We start from the raw sequence: 15,910 nt of genomic DNA on the forward strand, positions 1-15,910 counted from the left end.
GCCTCCGGAGCATTTTTTTACCCACACATTGTTATGGCTGAATACGTTGGAATCGACCTTGGCACCACCCTCTCCGGGCTGGCCTATCTGAAACCTGATGGCAATCCTGAGATCGTGCCAAATGCCGATGGTGAGCGTCTGACGCCTTCCGTGGTGTTCTTCGAATCGCACGAGGATGTGAAACTCGTCGGCAGCGCCGCCCGCGACGGCGGTGAACCCGACCGCACCATCTTCCAGATCAAACGCTACATGGACGACCCGGAGCATCTGGTGGAGATCGACGGCAAGAAATGGACGCCGTCGGAGATTTCCGCGCTGATCCTGTCGAAACTGAAGCGCGAATGCTCGAAAATCTGCGGAGACATCACCGAGGTGGTCATCACCGTGCCGGCGAACTTCAATGAACTCGCGCGCAAGAGCACCATCGCCGCCGCGGAGATGGCGGGCATGAAAGTGAAGCGTCTGGTGAACGAACCGACGGCGGCGGCGGTTTACTACGCGCATTCGCAAGGCGTGAAGGGCCGCATTCTGGTCTATGACCTTGGCGGCGGCACGCTGGACACAACGATCCTCGAAGTGGAGGGCGACAACATCAGAATTCTCACCTCCGAGGGTGCGCGCCATCTCGGCGGGAGCAACTTCGATGACATCCTGCTCGAAGCCTACGCCGAGCAATACAAGAAGCAGACCGGCGCGACGCTTTACAGCGACGAACGCCATCGCCGCCGCGTGCTGCATGCCACCGAGGACGCGAAAAAGATGCTCTCGAAACTCCAGCGCGTGAACGACACCGTGGCGAACGACCAGAACAGCGGCATCGCGCGCATCGACCTGACCCGCGATGGTTTCGAGAAGCTGATCCGTCACATGCTCACCCGCACGGTCTTTCTCGTCGAGCAGGCGCTGGATTCCGCGAAGCTGAGGCCTTCCGACATCGACCATGTCGTGCTGGTGGGCGGCTCGACGCGCATTCCGAAGGTGAAAACCATGCTGGAAAAGATGTTTGGCAAGACGCCGAAGTCCTGCGGCAACGTGGACGAGTGTGTTGCCCTCGGCGCGGCCTTGTTCGCGAAAAAGTCGGCGCGCATTCAGGAAGTCTGCAACGCGAGCTACGGCACACTGGCGATGATCTACAACGCGAAGACGAACGAGGAGAAGCTGATGAACTCCATCGTGATCCCCAAGAACACGCCGATCCCGTGCTCGCGCACGCAGGTGTATCAAACATCCGAGGACAACGAGCGTGTCATCGAGGTGGACATCACGCAGGGCGAGGACGAGGACGCGAAGTTCGTCGATGTCATCGGTCGCATCACCCTGGATGTGCCGGCGAACCGCCCCAAGGGCTGCGAGGTGGCCGTGACGTTCAGTTACGACGAGAATCAGCGCGTGCGCGCGCTGGTGGTCGATAAACAATCCGGCCGTAGCAAGGAAGTCGCCGTGACCTACAAGGGCGCGGGCGTACTTTCAGACGAAGAATTGAAGCGTCGCAGCCACCATCTTCGCGCCATGCGCATCGAATAAACCGCCACAGCATCTGAAGGAACCAAACGCCATGTTCAAGATCCTCAAAAACCTCTCCAAGTCCCTCGGTGGCGGCAAGTCTGCCGAACCGAAATCCACCGCCAAACCGGGCAGCCTGCTCGACAAGGTCAACAAGGGAGCGCCCGTCTCCGCCAAGGTGGAGCCACCGAAGAGCGCCGAAGAACTCTGCGGCATCACGCCCAAGATGGCCAAGGATGAAATCAAGGCGCAGTTGAAGCTGCTGTTCCGCCGCTACAACCGCAGCGCCTCCAGCCTGGATGCCAAAATGCGCGGCGAGGCCGACCAGATGCTCGATGCCATCGTGCAGGTGCGTGAAAAGAACTTTGGGGAGATTTGATCCTTTCTGCGCCACGAGGAGCGGGCTGCTGGCATGAAACTGGACCGGCTCATCGCCAGCCACAACGCCATGGGGCGGCAGGCGGCGCATCTTGCCATCGCGGCAAGGCGTGTGCGGGTGGACAGCGCGGTCGTGACCGACAGCCACCATCCGGTGGATCGCTTCACCCTTGTCGAACTGGATGAAGCGGTCATCCAGCAGCCGGAACGTGCGCTTTACCTCATGCTGAACAAGCCGGCGGGCATTCTCAGCGCCACCAAGGATGCTCAACATCCCACTTTGATCGATTTAATCGACGATCCCGACAAACACACGCTGCACATCGCCGGACGCCTGGACCGCGGTACCTCGGGGCTGGTGCTGCTGACGAATGACGGCCGCTGGTCGAAACGCCTGATGGCGGCAGAGGAAAAAGTGCCGAAGGTCTATCTCGTGGAGACGCTTGATCCCATTGCTCCCGCTGCGGTGGAGGCTTTTGCACGCGGCTTTTATTTCCACACCGAGGACATCACCACGCTGCCCGCCGAACTGGTCATCTTAGGCGAACGTAGCGCCCGTCTCACGTTGCATGAGGGCCGCTATCATCAGGTGAAGCGCATGTTTCATCGCGTGAACAACCGCGTGGTGCGTCTGCACCGCGAGAGCATCGGTTTGATTGCCTTGCCGGACGATCTCGTGCCGGGACAATGGCGGCAGCTCAGCGCCCAGGAAATCAAGGCTGCCACTGAAAGCGCTTGAGCCCGTCCCGCATCTGGTGATTCCCCGTTTTTTCAGCAATTCCGGCTTTCGCAGATGAATTTCAGCCGCTATTCTCCGCGCCTTGTGACCCCCCCGCGCATGTATCTCAGCATTTGGTTAGGCATCATGTTGGCGGCCGACTCCGGCTGCACAACGCAAAAGGCCGCAAAGCCGGACAAACTCGCCACTGAGGAGGCGCGCAAGGCGCTGCCGTTCGATGACACGGAGAATCCGCTCGTGAAGCGGCTGAACAATCCCTCCTCCATGCCCGTCGTGCCACCTGCTGGTGCGCGCACCTCGTATTCCTCCGTCAAAATCACGCAACAGACCCTGGCGATGACCTTTGACGACGGCCCGCACCCGAGCCTCACGCCGAAGCTGCTCGACCTCCTCAAGGAGCGGAACATCAAATGCACCTTTTTCCTCATCGGCAATCTGGTGAAGACCTATCCCGACATCGTGCGCCGCATCATCGCGGAAGGGCATGAGATCGGGAACCATACCTGGTCGCATTGCAGCCTTACCAGCCGTTCGGATGCGCAGATTCGTACCGAGCTCAAAAAATCCGAGGACGCCGTCTATGAAGTGGCCGGCGTGCGTCCGCACCTCGTGCGCCCGCCGTATGGCGCGATCAATTCACGCATCAAAGACCTCATGTTCACCGAGTTCGGCTACTCCACCATCATGTGGTCGGTCGATCCGCAGGACTGGCGTCGTCCGGGCGTCGCCGCCGTGACCAGCCGTCTCGTCAATGGCGCGCATCCGGGGGCCATCATGCTCTCGCATGACATCCATCCGCCCACCATCACCGCCATGCCCGCGATGTTCGACCAGCTCCTCGCGAAGGGTTATCAATTCGTCACCGTCAGCCAGCTTCTCAATATGGAGAAAGCCTCGATGCCCGTCGGTGTGATCATTCGTCCTGCCGCTCCGGTTGACGATAAAGATCCGCAGCCGCTGCCACAGATCAAGCCGAAGGCTTGATCCCAGCGCTGTGCCTGAAAATAGAGAAAGCGCCCCGGGCGGAGCCGGGACGCTTTCAAACCCGCCTGTGCCGTCCGAATACAAAGGGCTCACGTATCCCATGAGACCAGGTGGGAACCCGCGTGATGAAGCTCTGTCTTCCAGTGAAGGCATGACATGTCACTTCAGCGCGTAGCCCCCGCAGTTGATGAATCGGGCCGGGCCGCAAAGCTCGATGACGAACACCGCAGGAAGTTAAGAGGCCGCACGAGGCGGCGGAAATTTCAAAGAGCAGGCCAAAAAACACACTTCCGGCCGGAATGAGGGGATGCTAGGCCCTGTCCCGCGTTTGATCAACAGCGCAGACGTTTACCGCAGGGAGTTGCTGTCTGCCGATGCTACTCGCTCTTTTGCGCCTTCTCCAAGGTCTCCCCGGCCTTGATCAACGACTGCGCCAGCGGCGGCAGGCTGCCATCGGCGCGTTTCAGCAGGTCAAGCCAGCGATCCAGTTCCGCCTTCGCCTCGGGCCATTGCCGGGCGATTGCCAAGTCTGCCACGAGTTCCGCCGCCTCGCGGACGGTGCCTGGGTGTTTGACGCCGTGAAGCTGCCGCAGCTTCTCCAGGAAATCACGGCGGACGGCCACCGCCTCGTCATGCCGCGCCAGCCCTTGCTTGGCCCGGATGAGCATGTCCTTGATCTGGATGCATCTCGCGCCAGTGGCACCCTGCAAACCCACGCAGAATTCCAAGGCTCGCTTCGAAGCATCGTGTGCTTCTTGGAATTCGTGGGCGCGCAGGCAACACCGCCCATGCCACTCCAGCGCCTCCACCACGCTGATGCCGCCCGGTCCTTCCGCCGTCTCGGCGATGCGGATGTTCTCGCGGCCTGCCGCGAGCGCCTTGTCCTTCTGTCCGGCATCCAGCAGCACTTCACCGTAATTGCGCCGCAGCCTCGCCACCTGTAGAGGACTGAGCGGCGGCTCGGCCAGGGGGATGCGGCGCAGCATCTCATCAAACACCTGCACCGCCTTGTCAGCCTTGCCTTCGCGCATCAGCGTCACGCCGATGGCCGGGTGCATGGTGATGGCGCGGAAGTGATGGGGTCCATGCCGCGCATCCATGTGCGCCAGGGACAATCTGAGCAGCGGCAGGGCTTCCTGGCCATCACCATAGTCGAAGAGGGCGATGGCCAGGCTGCGGGTGATGCCCTCTGCAAGCAGGTCGGGCAACTTCGTCTCATGAGAAGCCTCCATCGCCAGCCGGAAGTGCCGGCACGCCGGTTCGTCCTCGTTCAACCCGCGGTAGGCATGCCCCAGTGCGAGCTGTAGCCTCGCCCTCCGAAGGGCATCGCCATGAAATGACGCTGCCTTCTGCGCCGCACGGTCGATGAGGTCCTTCGCCGCCAGAGGTTCATCTGCGCGCGGCGCTTTCGTTTCGGCCAGTGTGTCGAGCAGCACTTCCAACGCAGCGTCCGCGTCCCGGGCCTGACGTTGAGCCTCGCTGGCTTGGTGCCGCGCTTCGCGCGCCTGCCACAAGGCAAGGGCCGCGCCGATGACGAGAGCCGCCACGCTGAAGCTTCCCGCCACCATCAGCGCACGTCGTTGCCGTGCTTGACGTCGCGCGCGGTTCCCGCTCACGATGTCCTCGCAACGACGCAGGGTCGCGAGAGCCTCGTCCGTCGTTTGAAAACGGGCCGCTGGATCGCGGGCGGTCATTTTCAGCCACAAGGCCATGATTTCGCCCGGCAGCCCGGGTCGCAGCGCTGCAAGATCGGGCAATGCGGCGCTGGCATGCGCCGCGAGCTTTTCCGCACGCGTGGTGAACTCAAAGCACGGCTCATGTCCGGTCAGCAGGTAAAACAACGTGCAGCCCAGCGCATAGATGTCCGCGCGTGCATCTACCGCCTCCGGATTCGCCGCCTGCTCCGGCGCCATGAAGTCCGCCGTGCCCAGCAGGTGGTTGTTTCCTTGCGGCTCCTCCGTTCCTGGCTCCACCTCCTGCAACAGTCGCGAGATGCCGAAGTCCGCCACCTTCACCTCACCGCCAGTCGTGGCCAGAATGTTCGAGGGCTTCACATCACGGTGGATGATGCCGATCGCGTGCGCCGCCGCCAGCGCCTCGGCGGCGGGAATGAGCAGCCGCAGCGCCGCCACCGGCTCCAGCGGGCCGTGATCACGCACCTTGCGGGCCAGATCCTGTCCCGCCACGAACTCCATCACAAAGAACGGCACGCCCTCCGCCTCGTCCGCATGATGCACGGTGATGATGTGCGGATGCGTCAGCTTCGCGATGGCGCACATCTCCTGCTGGAACAGCTTTTGCGCCCGCTCCGAGGCGGCGGCGCGGCCGTGTAGCACCTTGATCGCCACGCGGCGGTCCAGACGCGGGTCATGCGCGTCAAACACGATGCCCATGCCGCCGCGTCCCACTACCTTGCGCAGTTCGTAGCCCGCCAGCAGCCGTGGCAGCGTCCACTCCGCCAGTGCCTCAAATCCCGGCAGCGGTTCCGGCACGATCAGCGTCACGTCATCGTGTCTCGCCTCAAAATCATCCACTCCCACCAGCGCCAGTTCCAGCGCGCAACCGGCGCAGGTCTCCCCGGCGCGCAACGACGTTCCACACTGCGGGCAGCGCGTGGTGGGCAGGTCAGCGGCGGTCATGGCGTGCATTTTTCCACGGCATCCGCGCAGGTAGAAGAAAAAAATATCCCCCTTTCATCATCAGAAGTCACGCCGCCTGCGCCGCCTGCGCCGCCTGCGCCGCCGCGCCACCCCCAGCAGCCCAGCCAGCAGCAGCAGTGCGCGTGACGGCTCCGGCGCGGAGGAGGTGAACTCGAACTGGAGCACCGGGAAGCTGGTTTGGAAGTTGCCGCTGGTCGCCCCAAACCCACTGCTGTTGAGGTTTCGTATGATTGAGCTGTCGGTTGTCTCCCCATCGACGGATGTGAAATCCGAGAATCCCCTTTTCCTGAACATGAAGATCAGATCCCCGCCTTGGTAGGTGTAGGGAGTGTCAAAGGAGATCAACTGGCCGAAGGCTCTCGGCACGCCGCTTTCCGGCATCAGCGCGTCGTAAATAGTCAGCGGTCCGTCACGCACCAGCACGGGATCGATCATGTTGGTGGCGAAGGTGGTGGACATGTTGGCCAGATCAAAGGCCGCCTGAGCCAGGGTGATCTCGAAGTCGCTGCTGGTGCGGTCACCGATCATCGTGGTTATGCCGTTGAGGCGGGCGCGGACGCCGGTGAGGAGGTTCCCGGCCTGTAGGCCCTGTGCCACCAGATCGGAGGCTGCGATTTGCATCTGACCAGTATTGGTGTTGTTGGCCAAAAAGCTGGCGGTGAAACTCCCCTCCGTGGTGGCGAGGTGGTACACCGAATCGCCGAAGACCAGGGTGGCCGCGGAGGCAGGAGCGCAGGGCAGCAGCAGGCAGAGGCCACAGTGGAGGAGAAGGGACGGGTGCAGAGTCATGGCTTCAGCGGGATTCACGCAAAGCGCCGCGAAACGTTCCCCGGAAAGTCAAAAAAATTCCAAAGGCGGGGTCACCGCCCACTGGCTTACCGATCACCGCGCAGCAGCCGCAGCAAATACCGCAGCTCCTCATCCACCATGCCCGGCTCCGCCAGCGTGCGGGCCACCTCGGTGCGCAAAAACTCTGCGCAGGAGGCGCGTAGTTGATGTGCCGCCTTTCGCACCGCCGGCTCCTCCATGCCCAGGTCCGCCGCGATCTCGGCATACGGGCGCACCACTGATCCACCGGGCAGGATGCCTTCCAGCGCCTCATACAGAGCCAGCCGTCCGCGCTTTTCATACGTGTCGCGCAGATTGCGCATCGCGCAGCGCACTACGGCCCACGCCCATTCACGGTCATAGGCCTGGCAGGCGGCCTCGTCGCTGCCTTCCTCCACGATCTCCAAGCCGCTCATGGTGTCAGTGCTGATCGGCTGATGTGGCAGTTCACCGCCGCGCTTTGCCGCCGTCCTGTGCCGGTGCTGATCGGTCAGCCAGCGTGTGAACACCGCCAGCAAAAACGAGCGGAAACGCGACTCCCGCCGCTCCACCTGCCGCAGGATACCGCGCGACACCGCGTGGCCGAAAAAATCCTGCACCAAGTCCTCCGCATCCTGCACGCTGCGGCCGCGCTGCAGCAGAAACACGCGCAGCGGTCCGGCATAAGCGCGGAACAGATGCGCCATCGCCTCCTCCTGCGCCTCCGTCCACGGCCCTGTCTCCTGCTGCTGCAACGCGCCCCAGTCCGTGGTGGGGAACAGGGCTGAATGAGTCGTTGTGGGTTCCGGGAGCATGACGGCCATGAATCTCTGCTGCGGGCGGGAAGAAGGCCGCAGGCAGTCCGACAGCAACCAAAAGTATGCCGCTTTTTCCACCGCCGCTGCCGCGACCCACGGATGGCTTGAGCTTGGAAAGCCGGTGTTGTTAACATAACACGACGATTTGCCCCTCGAAGCCGCGAATCCTCGTTCATCGTCCGTTCTCTTCGCGCTCAACCATGAAACACACGCTCCTGCTCCTCTCTCTGCTCGTTCTGGATGCTGCCGCTCAGGACAAGGCGTTGCTCGACCTCGCGCTGGAGCCGCCAGTCATCAATACTGCGCCCGGCCCTGAATACGATGCGGACAAGCGCCCCGGAAACATGATCATCGGCATCGACCGCACACCGAAGGGCCGCCTGTGGGCTGCGTGGGTCGGCAATGGCGACTCGCCGAACGGCTTCTTCATGCTGGCGACGAGTGATGACGATGGGAAGTCGTGGTCAAAGCCGCGCGTCGTGATTGATCCGCAGGATGGAGAGCTGAATGGCGTGCGCTATGAGCGCCGTGCGCTCGTCGGCAACCTCTGGACTGATCCTTTGGGCCGCTTGTGGTGCTTTTTTGATCAAAGCCTCGGCTACTTCGACGGGCGCTGTGGTGACTGGTATATCCGCTGCGATGATCCTGATGCCGCCGAGCCTAAATGGACCGCGCCAGTGCGTTTCGCCGATGGTTGCACACTGAACAAGCCCACCGTGCTCAGCAACGGCGACTGGCTGTTGCCAGTGGCGCTCTGGACTCGCGACCGCATGCACGGCCCCGGCGTGGACAAGGAGGCACACAAGGATCTCGATGTGATCCGCATGGCGAACGTCTTCGCCAGCACCGACCAAGGCAAAACGTGGGCGCGACGCAGTGGCGTGGCATTCCCGCGCACCGATTTCGACGAGCACATGATCGTCGAGCGCAAGGACGGCAGCCTCTGGATGCTCGCCCGCACGAAGGACGGCATCAGCGAGAGCACTTCCTCGGACAAGGGAATGACGTGGAGCGAGCCGCAGCCGAGCACGATTCAGAATCCCAGCGCACGCTTTTTCATCCGCCGTCTCGCCAGCGGAAAGCTCATTCTAGTTAAGAATGGGCCGATCAATGTGCGCCTGCCGAACCGCACGAACTTGAAGGCGTTCTTGTCGGATGACGATGGCAAGACTTGGGGCAAGGGGCTGCTCATTGATGATCGTGCCTCCGTCTCGTATCCCGATGGCTTCCAGGCACCGAATGGCGACATCCACATCCTCTATGATTGGAACCGCCACACCGACGCCGAGATCCTGCACACGAAGTTTACCGAAGCAGACTTTGCTCCGCGCAAACCGGCCCCGGTGACTCCGCTGGATCATAACAAACCACGCGCCACCAACGCCGCACCCGTTTGGATCCCCAAGAAGACGGTCGTCAATAAAGCTCACGCGCCACATTTGCCGAAGGACATCAAGCCTGATCCCAAATGGGCCGCGCAGGCCGCCGAAGACGCGAAGCAGGACTTCAAGAGCATCCCGTATGACGGCATCACGCCGAATAAGATGGTTTGTGATACCACCCTGCGTGAGCTGCCAGATGGATCATGGATTCTATTCATCCTGGCCGGTGGCGACACTGAGCCGTCGCCGCTGAACTACACCGGCGTCACGCGCAGCACGGATCAGGGCAAAACCTGGACGCCGCTGGCACCCTTCGATGTCGGTTTCCCACGTGAGGGCAAGACCATCGGCCAGGGACCGACGGAACTCATGATCCTCGGCCAGCGCAGCACGCTGTTCTTCTCCACGCACTCGAAGCACTGGGCCAATGACTGGCGCTCGTGGTATCTCACCAGCGACGACTCGTTCAAGACCTGGAGCAAGCCGATGGAAGTGCCCGGACGCCTCAAGGAGCGCACCTTCATCCGCAAGCACATCGTCTGCAAAGACGGGCGCATCATGATCCCCTTCCAGCATTACATCGGTCCCGATGACGAACAGAAAAAGGCACCGCTCGACCGCTCCTTCACCAACCCGCGCAACGGCGTCCTCATCAGCAGTGATGGCGGCAAAACATGGAGCGAGCACGGCAACATCCGCCTCACGCCGAACAGCCGCTACTTCGGCTGGGCGGAGAACGATCTCTTCGAGCATCCTGATGGCCGCATTACCATGGTCATCCGCGCGGATGGCCTCGGCGGACTGCTTTACAAAGCCGAATCAAAAGACGGAGGCAAAACCTGGCCTGAGTTCGCCAGCGTCACCAGCATCCCGAACCCCGGCAGCAAAACCACGCTCTACAACCTCGGCCCCAGAAAGCTTTCACAGAAGATAACGGAGCAAACGAAGGATTCAGAATCTCCGTTGCCTTCGTTATCTCCTGTTCAAAATCAGGAAACTCCGGTGCATGACGCCGTCGCCATCCTGCACAATCCCAACAGCAAGCACCGCAGCCCCATGGCCCTCTGGATCAGCTTTGACGGCATGAAGACCTGGCCCTACCAGCGTGTGCTCCAGCAAGAGTCCGTCGATGGCCCCAAAGGCCGCATGAACTACCCCGACGGCTTCGTCAGCAAAGACGGTCAGTGGCTCCACTTCGCCTTCGACGACAATCGTCATCGCGCGGTGCATTACAGCGCGAAGCTGCCGCCGTTGAAGTGATCCTCAAAATCGCAGGCGCAGATAGGTTCCCAACACCGATTCCGCATCCCAACCCGAGCCTCTGGCGCGCTGCGAGACGATCATGTGAAACACATCCAGATCCGTGTTTTCCGTGAGCTTGAAGGTGAGGCCGAGCGGCACGAGGCGGTTCTCCGTCCAGTTCTGGCGATGAAGGTCAATGAGCCACTCGTTGCTGGCAAAGATCCGCGTCAGCGGTCCAAGAGGCTGAGGCAGTGTCCAGCCGAGTTGCAGACGGTGACGTGAACGATGGGTGGTGAACGGTTCGCCCTCGTTCCAGCGCCATTCCATGCGATTGCGGTTTTCGAGGCGGAGCTGGCGCGTGAGGTCGAATTTGGGGTTCAATTCGAGTTCGGGCCGTTCCTGCCAGTAGCGGACGTGGGTCCTGGTGTTTTCAATGCTCAGCGTGGAGAGGCCGATGCCGGTCTCGAGCCAGGGCAGCAGTTGGTATTTCACGCGCGGACTGATGATCTGCACATAAGAACCGTCTTCCGTGTCGAGACGATTGCCCAGAAACACTCCGGCGCTCCACGGCGGGGCACGCCACAGGTCCAGCATCGTCCACGCCCACCATTCGTCGGCTTGCAGGCAGGCAGGCGCGAGGCAGACGAGCAAAAGTAAAATCCGCATGACCTTGCCTAGCGCATCAGCGCCGGTTGTCCCGTGCATTCCAGCACGGAGCGCCACAACTCCTGCGTGGCATCGACCTTGCGGCGGCCGTGAATGACGAGTTCGAGCGGCAGATGCACGAAGGAGCCGTGCCAGCGACCCACCAGCATGCCGGTCTTGCCGGCCATCGCGGCATGCACGGCGGACTGGGCCAGGCGTGAGCAGTACACGTTGTCCGCGGCGTTCGCGGGCACGCTGCGCACGATGTAGCTGGGATCGATGTATTTGAGGTTCACCTCCGTTCGGCGTTCCTTGAAGAAAGTGTTGATGCGGTCCTTCAAGAACAAGCCGATGTCGCCATAGCGCTGATTGCCGCTGGCGTCGGTGGCACTGTTGGTTTGCATGAGGTGCTGTCCCGCTCCTTCGGCCACGACGACCACGGCGCTGCCGCGTTTGTTCAAACGGTAGCGCAGGCTCTCCAGCAGTCCGCCGTCGCCTTCCAGCTCAAACGCCACCTCGGGAATGAGCACGAAATCGACATTGCTGCCCGCCAGCGCCGCATAGCAGGCGATGAAGCCGGAATCGCGCCCCATGAGCTTCACCAGTCCCACGCCATTCACCGTGCCGGTGGCCTCGACGTAGGCACATTTCACCGCCTGCACCGCCGCCGCAAAGGCCGTCTCGAAGCCGAAGCTCTTGTCGAGGTAGCGGATGTCGTTGTCGATCGTCTTCGGGATGCCGACCACGGCTTTTTTGAGTCCGCGCCGCTCGATTTCCTTCACGATCTCCGCCGCGCCGCGCAGCGTGCCGTCACCGCCGATGACGAAGAGAATGTCCACCTTCATGTCCTCCAGCGTGTCCACCATCTCGCCGATGTCCTGCTGCCCGCGCGAGCTGCCGAGCAGCGTGCCGCCAAAGTGATGCGCTTGCTCAACGGAGGACGGCTTGAGCATCAGCGGCGTGTGCCCGTAGCGCTGCACCAGCCCCTCGTAACCGTAGCGGAAGCCATAGACACGGGATATTCCGTACTGCTGGTTGCACTGGTTCACGAGACCCCGGATGATGTCGTTCAGCCCAGGGCAAAGGCCGCCGCAGGTCACGATGCCCGCCGTGGTGCGTGCCGGATCGAAATAAATCCTCTCTCTCGCTCCTGCCTCTTCATAGCTCGGTGTTGATGCATCGCGTCCATCTTCGAGCAAATGGCTGTGGTAGAGAATGCGGTCCGCCGCATCTGTCTTGAACGGGGCATCCACCCCGCCAATGCGGTGCAAGGGCGAGGGAAACAGACAGGGGCCGAGCGTGGGAATGCTCGTGTCGGGCGGGGCGGGAGTCATGGCGGCTGGCGGGACGCCTTCCTGCAAAGCAGGAGCAATGCCATTACGGTGTCCCAGACGTGTTGAGGTGACACAAAGCTCGTTTTACCACGTTCCAAGACACCTCAGCCAGCCATGAAGCCCCTGCTCCTCATCCTTTCGTCATTTCTCATTCTGAATGCGTCATTTTCGGCCCCGCCGAACGTCGTCATCATCTTCATCGATGATCTCGGCTACGCCGACATCGGCCCCTTCGGCGCGACGAAGCAGAAGACGCCGAATCTCGACAAGATGGCGAAGGAGGGCATGAAGCTCACCTCATTCTATGCCGCGCCTGTTTGCAGCGTGTCACGGGCGCAAATGATGAGCGGCTGCTATGGTGCGCGCATCTCCGTGCCTGGTGTTTATTTCCCCGGTCACGCCAATGGCCTGAATCCCGCCGAAACGACCATCGCCGAGCATTTGAAGCAGCAGGGTTATGCCACGCAATGCGTCGGCAAGTGGCATCTGGGTGATCAACCAGAGTTCCTGCCCACGAAACAGGGCTTCGACCACTACTTCGGCATCCCTTACTCGAACGACATGCAGAAGACCGCGAAGGAAACGGGCGCGAAGGTCGTGCCACTACTGCGTGATGACAAAGTCGCCGAACTCCTCACCGACGAGGCCCAGAGCCGCATCGTCGAGCGCTATACCGAGGAGGCGGTCGGTTTCATCCGTGCCAGCAAAGACCAGCCCTTCTTCCTCTACTTCCCACACAGCGCTGTCCACACACCCATTTGGCCCGGCGAGAAATTTCGCGGCAAATCACAAAACGGCCGCTTCGGTGACTGGGTGGAGGAGGTGGACTGGAGCGTCGGTCGTGTGCTCGACACGCTGCGCGAACTGAAGCTCGATGAAAACACGCTCGTCATCTTCACCAGCGACAACGGCCCCTGGCTCATCAAAGGCGCAGACGGTGGCAGCGCCCTCCCGCTGCGCGGCGGCAAAGGCAGCACCTGGGAAGGCGGCGTGCGCGTGCCCACCATCGCCCGCTGGCCCGGCAAGATCGCGCCCGGCAGCGTGTGCGATGCCGTCGCTGGCACCATCGACCTCCTGCCCACCTGCGTCAGCATCGCCGGAGGAAAAGTGCCCGCAGAGCCCGTCATCGATGGTCGCGACCTCTCGCCGCTGCTGCTTGGCAAAACGACCGAGTCACAACGCGAGGCGCACTACTACTTCGCCGGTTACAACCTCCAAGCCGTGCGCCAAGGCCCGTGGAAGCTTGCCATCGCCACGCAGCCCGAGACCATGGGCAAAGGCGCTGCCAATGATGCCAGCAAGAACCCGCGCCTCTACAATCTCGACACTGAAATCGGCGAGCAAACCAACCTCGCCGATCAACATCCCGACATCGTCGCCAAGCTCCAGACACTCGCCGACAAGATGAACGCCGAACTGGGCGGCAAGCAGCCGACAGCCCGCCGTTCCGCCGGTGAAGTCGCCCATCCGCAGACGCTTTATCCCACCAGCGACGCCCCACGCGGCAAGAAGAAGGACACGCCGGAAAAAGCCGCAGGAAAACCCGTGTCACTCGAAGCCCTGAAGCCCGGCGATGTCCTCAAAGCCAACGCCGCCCCGCAAGTCGCTCAAACTGGGTTCACTCTGAGTTGTACCGTCGAAACCACGCAACCCGACGCCATCCTCATCGCCCACGGTGGTCTCTCCGCCGGTTACGCGCTGCATCTGCGCGGCGGTCATCTTGTCTTCATGGTCCGCACCGGCGGCGCTGATGCCTTTGATGAAATCCAGTCACCGAGCACCATCAGCGGCTCGACTCGCATCCTCGCCACTCTTGCCCAAGACCGCACCATGACCCTCACCGTGAACGATCAAATCATCGCCACCGGCAAAGCCAGGAACTTCATCAACCGCCAGCCGCAGGAGGATTTCTGCGTCGGGCATGACAACGTGAAGCCCGTGGCGGCTTACACAGCGAAGGGGAAGTTTGAGGGGAGCATCACCATCTTGAAAATCACCACGCCATGAAACACCTCCTTCTCACTCTGCTCCTCCCCTTCATCCTGTTCGCGCAGGAGAAGCGCAACCTCACCACTGACGAGCCACGCGCTCCGAAGGGCAAGCCGGACGGCGCTGCTGACTACATTGCCAAGGCGGAGCCGCATGACGGCCAGCATCTGGCGCTGACGATACACAAGCTCGAAAACGGCCTCACACCCGTGCGCCCCTTCCTCATCTGGGCCATCGGCTCCAGCTACACAAACATGCTTGGCAACGGCGAAGCGTGGAAGGTGGAGATTCCGCAACGGTTCCCGAAAGCTCCGCCCATCGAATACAAGAAGATGGTCGGCAACTCCTGCCCCTGGCAGTATGCGCGTGGCTGGCTGCGGCATCTCGTCATCCCGGAGCAGCCGGACCTCGTCATCACCTACACGAATGGCAATCCGGCGGATCTGGAGAAACTCATCGTCGAAGTCCGCCAGCACACCACCGCCGACATCATCGTGCCGAGCCTGCACTGGCGCGAGCGTGATCAGGAGCTCTGGGGCAAGTCCGAGAACGCCATGGATCAGGACGTGGCAGCCGTGCGCGAGGTTTGCCGCAAACACGCTGTCGAATTCATCGAAAGCCGCCGCGATTGGGCCGCCTATCTCACCGCGAACAAGCTGCCCGTCTCCTCGCTGCTCAAGGATGCCGTGCATCAGAGCGACTACGGCGCGAAGATCATCAACTCGAACATCCTCGCCCACCTGCGCCGCCCGGAGGCCTTCAGCTACAAGCCTGAATCCCGCGAGCGTCGCATCACCGCGCCTGCCGCGAAGGATGGCATCATCAAACTCAGCTTCACCGGCAACCGCATTGATCTCATCGGCCAAAAGTCACCCACCGGCGGCAGCGCCCGCGTTTGGATCGACGGCAAGCCCGCCGACCAGCTCGACGCCTTCCTCATGAGCTACGTCCAGCCTAACACGAAGAACCACAAGGAAGGCAAAGGTGCGACACCACGCGACCAGTCTCCGCACGCCGTCACGCTCGGGAAAAACGTGGTCCCGCAGTCCTGGACGCTCATCATGACCAGCGACACGGGTGACTACGATCTCACCGGCAGCGTCACCGGCCCGGATGGCAAAGGCAACGCCTTCAAACCCTTCACCAGCACCAGCGGCCAGATCCTCGTCGAGCCCGAACTCTGGCGTCGCGCCGAGCGGAACCGCACCGGCGACCGTTTCATTTGGGACGTGCGCCGCGCATGCGTGGGCGAGATTTCCTTCAAAGGCGCGGCGAGCGAGACTTTCGTGGTGCGGCTGGCGCAATCTCTGCCGAACACCAAGCACACACTGAAACTCGTGCCGACCGGAGAGGGCAGCATCGCGGGCTTCGACGTCTTCGAGCCGCCGATGAAGTGAGCGTATCGTCACATGCCGGTTGCAAAAGCAGC

Annotated in this window: 12 protein-coding genes and 1 other RNA gene; 7 read left to right on the forward strand and 6 right to left on the reverse strand. The window is 61.9% G+C overall.

Annotated features, from left to right (window positions below; translation table 11 throughout):
* Positions 1-33 precede the first annotated feature (33 nt).
* The 4 genes from U1A53_RS08835 (at position 34) to U1A53_RS08850 (ending at position 3,604) form a co-directional block, all read left to right on the forward strand.
* Positions 34-1,524 (forward strand): Hsp70 family protein, encoded by a 1,491-nt coding sequence (locus U1A53_RS08835; protein WP_322280293.1) that lies wholly within the window; start codon positions 34-36, stop codon positions 1,522-1,524.
* A gap of 31 nt (positions 1,525-1,555) precedes the next feature.
* A complete protein-coding gene (locus U1A53_RS08840) occupies positions 1,556-1,882 on the forward strand; it encodes a hypothetical protein (RefSeq protein ID WP_322280294.1) in 327 nt (108 codons plus the stop codon).
* A 33-nt stretch (positions 1,883-1,915) separates the two neighbouring features.
* Entirely contained in the window at positions 1,916-2,620 is a 705-nt protein-coding gene (locus U1A53_RS08845; protein WP_322280295.1) for a pseudouridine synthase, read from the forward strand.
* An 84-nt stretch (positions 2,621-2,704) separates the two neighbouring features.
* The gene (locus U1A53_RS08850; RefSeq protein ID WP_322280296.1) at positions 2,705-3,604 is read left to right on the forward strand and encodes a polysaccharide deacetylase family protein; all 900 of its coding nucleotides are present in this window, start codon (positions 2,705-2,707) and stop codon (positions 3,602-3,604) included.
* A gap of 54 nt (positions 3,605-3,658) precedes the next feature.
* On the opposite strand, the gene ssrS is transcribed toward U1A53_RS08850, so the two are convergent.
* The 4 genes from ssrS to U1A53_RS08870 all read right to left on the reverse strand — a co-directional run bounded on the left by ssrS (position 3,659) and on the right by U1A53_RS08870 (position 7,886).
* A non-coding RNA gene (gene ssrS, locus U1A53_RS08855) (6S RNA) lies at positions 3,659-3,840 on the reverse strand.
* A 141-nt stretch (positions 3,841-3,981) separates the two neighbouring features.
* A complete protein-coding gene (locus tag U1A53_RS08860; RefSeq protein ID WP_322280297.1) occupies positions 3,982-6,243 on the reverse strand; it encodes a serine/threonine-protein kinase in 2,262 nt (753 codons plus the stop codon).
* A 60-nt stretch (positions 6,244-6,303) separates the two neighbouring features.
* Positions 6,304-7,053, reverse strand: a complete 750-nt coding sequence (locus U1A53_RS08865; protein ID WP_322280298.1) for a PEP-CTERM sorting domain-containing protein — start codon at positions 7,051-7,053, stop codon at positions 6,304-6,306.
* An 86-nt stretch (positions 7,054-7,139) separates the two neighbouring features.
* Entirely contained in the window at positions 7,140-7,886 is a 747-nt protein-coding gene (locus tag U1A53_RS08870) for a sigma-70 family RNA polymerase sigma factor (RefSeq protein WP_322280299.1), read from the reverse strand.
* Between the two features lie 203 nt (positions 7,887-8,089).
* Between U1A53_RS08870 and U1A53_RS08875 the strand changes: the two genes are divergently transcribed.
* Positions 8,090-10,531 carry a sialidase family protein gene (locus U1A53_RS08875; protein ID WP_322280300.1) on the forward strand — a complete coding sequence of 814 codons (2,442 nt, stop codon included), beginning with the start codon at positions 8,090-8,092 and terminating at the stop codon, positions 10,529-10,531.
* Between the two features lie 3 nt (positions 10,532-10,534).
* On the opposite strand, the gene U1A53_RS08880 is transcribed toward U1A53_RS08875, so the two are convergent.
* Together U1A53_RS08880 and U1A53_RS08885 are read right to left on the reverse strand one after the other, a co-directional pair.
* On the reverse strand, positions 10,535-11,179 hold the full coding sequence (locus U1A53_RS08880; protein WP_322280301.1) for a DUF2490 domain-containing protein: 645 nt from the start codon (positions 11,177-11,179) through the stop codon (positions 10,535-10,537).
* 8 nt (positions 11,180-11,187) lie between these two features.
* Positions 11,188-12,492, reverse strand: a complete 1,305-nt coding sequence (locus U1A53_RS08885) for an ATP-dependent 6-phosphofructokinase (protein ID WP_322280302.1) — start codon at positions 12,490-12,492, stop codon at positions 11,188-11,190.
* Positions 12,493-12,606: 114 nt separating this feature from the next.
* Here U1A53_RS08885 and U1A53_RS08890 point away from each other — a divergent pair, with 114 nt between their 5' ends.
* Together U1A53_RS08890 and U1A53_RS08895 are read left to right on the forward strand one after the other, a co-directional pair.
* A complete protein-coding gene (locus U1A53_RS08890; protein ID WP_322280303.1) occupies positions 12,607-14,499 on the forward strand; it encodes a sulfatase-like hydrolase/transferase in 1,893 nt (630 codons plus the stop codon).
* A complete protein-coding gene (locus U1A53_RS08895; RefSeq protein ID WP_322280304.1) occupies positions 14,496-15,878 on the forward strand; it encodes an SGNH/GDSL hydrolase family protein in 1,383 nt (460 codons plus the stop codon). Before U1A53_RS08890 ends, U1A53_RS08895 begins: the two co-directional genes overlap by 4 nt.
* Positions 15,879-15,910: the final 32 nt, after the last annotated feature.

Source organism: Prosthecobacter sp. (assembly GCF_034366625.1).
Lineage (GTDB): Bacteria > Verrucomicrobiota > Verrucomicrobiia > Verrucomicrobiales > Verrucomicrobiaceae > Prosthecobacter.